1 protein-coding gene is annotated in these 3,626 nt (G+C 46.7%); it reads left to right on the top strand.

Features of this window, described 5'->3' with window-relative positions:
• Positions 1–3,626: beta strand repeat-containing protein (locus JHD45_RS22110; RefSeq protein WP_199478763.1), on the top strand; the 3,626-nt coding region annotated here is incomplete at both ends.

The raw sequence follows: 3,626 nt of genomic DNA, 5'->3' as shown, positions 1-3,626 counted from the left end.
CTGCTGGTAACGACGGAGCAGTTTATAACCAAGCGTATGTGCTGGATACAAGTGCACCAACAAAGACAATTGCCTCAGCGGCGTTTTCCGCTGACAGTGCGGTTAACGGTGGCTCCATTATCACCAAGACGGCTGAGCAGACGGTCAGTGGCACCTTATCAGCGAACTTGTCATCGGGAGAGAGCGTTTACGTGTCCCTTGATAATGGGGCGAGCTGGACAGTGGCGACGACGTCCGTGGGATCGAATACGTGGTCTTTAGCTGGACAAACGCTAGCGGCGGGATCCAATACCTTGAAAGTCAAGGTGACTGACACAGCAGGTAATGACGGTTCTATTTATAGCCAAAATTACGTACTTGATACGACAGCACCGACTATTACTTCGATTACTCGCCAAACACCCACTGGTTCTTCTACTAATGCGGACTCGCTGGTTTATCAAGTGGCCTTTTCAGAAGCGGTTTCTAACTTAGATGCTAGTGATTTTTCCGTATCAGGGACAACAGCAAGTGTGACGAGTGTTTCTCAAGTGGGTAGCAGCAATGTCTATAATATTACGGTATCGGGCGGGGATTTAGCGGATCTCAATGGCACCGTCTCTCTTGGTTTTTCTGGCACTCAAAATATTCAAGATATTGTCGGTAACGCGATAACCAATACCACGCCCACAGGTAGTAATGATGCAAAATATGATGTTATTAATTCTCTGACGGTGACGACAGGCGATAACAAGAATGATAATGCCACTTTTTCTGATTATGCCACTGACCTCACTGATGGCGGTGGGTTGTCGCTGATAGAGGCCATGCATTATGCGTCGGCAAATCAGACTGTGTCGTTTAATCTAGCCTCTGACTTCGTAGATATGAATGGTCAGACGATCGAGCTGGTATCTGGTGTGATACTCGATACTGACTTGATGAATGGTTTGACAATATCCAATGGCACATTGAATCTTCAAGGAAGCGCGATTGTTACTAATGGTGTTGGTGATTCGTTAACTATTGCAAGTACCATAACAGGTAATGGTCAAAGTCTTACCAAAATGGGGGACGGCCGTCTTACCTTATCTAGCGCTATAAATAGTAACTCTTCTTTTAGTACCAATGTGACTGGCGGGAGTTTGTCTATTTCAGATAATGGCAACCTCGGCTCGGGGGGGCTTACCTTAGATGGTGGTTCGTTAATTCTGCAAAATTCGTCCGATATCTCACATGACATCACTCTAGGTGCAAATGGGGGAACCATTACGGTTACTAACAGTGATGTGACTGTCAGTGGTGCTATTTCTGGTTCAGGCGCACTGACTCATACTGGAGGGCGTGCATTAACCCTTTCTGGAAACAATACGTTTTCTGGAGGCTTAACGCTCTCCGGAAGTGGTGGTGTGGTGGTGGCCGATGGTGGCAATCTTGGTGGTGGCGCTGTCACTCTGTCACAAGGATTAACGGTTACAGGCTCATCCATTGCTTTAGCCAATAATTTTGTATTCAACGGCGGTTCGATTACGAATGCGAATAATGTCACGATTTCTGGTGACATTTCTGGTTCTGGTTCGATGGAAAAGGCAGGGGCGGGGACTTTACTCTTGTCTGGCGCTGGCAATTCTTGGTCTGGTGCCGCTACCGTATCGGCGGGGACTCTAAGTGGTACGACAACAAGCCTAACAGGCGATATTGTCAATAATGCGGCTGTCGTATTCAACCAAAACTCATCGGGTACTTACAGTAAGATAATCAGTGGAACCGGAACGTTTACTAAGTCTGGTTCGGGTGCTGTTACATTGACCGGAGAGAACACCTATACCGGTAATACAATCGTTTCTGCGGGGGAATTGGTACTCAATAATAGTAATGGCATGGCGTTGGCAGATACCAGTGCAGTGGCATTAACGGGTACAGGCAAATTAAGCCTTTCCAGCAACGAGACGATTGGTAACTTGAGTGGTGTTAGCGGAACCCGTGTTGATTTAGGTGCCAATACGTTGACCGTTAATCAGACCAATAGTAGTTCGTTTGCAGGGGTAATGAGTGGTACGGGAGGGCTGATTAAGACAGGAGCTGGTACACTAGCCTTGTCGGGAGCGAATACCTATACGGGAGACACGACGATTTCTTCAGGTGAAGTGTTTGCCTCTGGCGGTAGTGCTATTGCCGATAACAGTGCAGTAACGGTTGCTGCAGGTGCAACATTTGAATTATCTACTTCTACCTCTGAAACTATAGGATCGATTGCTGGTGCAGGAAGTATTGTTGCCAATGGCGGGACGTTAACGGTTGGCGGAAATAACACGTCAACGAACTTCTCCGGTTCCATGTCTGAAATTGCGAATGGGCTTGCATTAAGCAAAGTTGGATCGGGAACACTGACGTTATCAGGCAGTAATACTTATTCAGGGAACACAACTGTTTCTGGTGGCACCTTGTCATTGACTGGGTCACTGGCTAATACATCTGAAGTTATTGTCAACTCAGGCGCAATGCTATCGGGTTCCGGCTCTATCTTTGCTGCAAACTCAACGAATACTTTAACGGTGAACAGTGGTGGCTTTCTTGCGCCGGGTGTCTCTGGTATTAACAGTGGGGCAGGGGGGCTGACTGTTAATGGCAATCTCGTATTAAATGGCACTTTAAAAGCGGATATTACGGGGTCGACAGCTAAAACAGAATATGACCAAGTGACAGTTAAAGGTAATGTTACCTTGGGGGCGAACAGTGCTTTTGATATCGCTTATTCGGTGACCAATAGTGGTAACACGTTTGAACTGATTGATAATCAAGGTTCGAGTGCGATTACAGGAACGCTAAATGGTGTCGCGGAAGGTGGATCGTTAACCTCTAATAGCCATAGCTTTCAGACGAGCTATGTGGGTGGGACAGGAAATGATATCACGCTAAAAGATAACGCTGTCCCAGTGATTAGCGCTGTTGATGTAACTGGCAACCTAACAGAGGGTGGAGCGTTAACGAAAAATGGTAGTGTGACGTTTAGCGATGCCGATACGACCAATCGTCCTACGGCGACAAAAGCGGATAAATCCATTACAGCAAAAGCGCAAGATGGGACAACGGCCCTAACTCTAACAGCTGATCAAATTGCTGCTCTAAAAGCTGCTTTCAGCATTAGCTCACCCAGTAGTAATACCAATACTGGTACGGTCAATTGGAGCTTTAATATAGCAGAAAGTAGTATCGACTTTTTGAAACAAGGGGAAACCGTAACAGCGGTCTTTAGTATTATTGTTACAGACGACTTTAACGCAAAAGCCACGCAAGATGTGACAGTGACTATCACAGGAACTAATGATGCTCCCGTCATCACCTCAGGGGCAACAGGAAGTGTCAATGAAAATGCGCCGACCAGCACCGTGATCTACATGGCGACGGCGACGGATGCTGAAAATGATACCTTAACTTACAGTCTAACTGGTGCGGATGCCGCGTTATTAAATATCAATGCCAGTACGGGCGCAGTCACTCTGAAAAACGCTGCGGATTATGAGACGAAAAACACCTACAGCTTCAATGTTGTTGTCACCGATAACGGTACTGGCAATCTAACGGACAGCAAAGCGGTGACCGTTAGTGTGAACGATTTAAACGACAACCCCCCCGTGATTACGTCC

The sequence above is a fragment of the Marinomonas spartinae genome, from assembly GCF_016461715.1.
GTDB lineage: Bacteria > Pseudomonadota > Gammaproteobacteria > Pseudomonadales > Marinomonadaceae > Marinomonas > Marinomonas spartinae_A.
The sequence above is the reverse complement of the archived record's forward strand: the minus strand, read 5'-3'. Positions and strand labels throughout refer to the sequence as shown.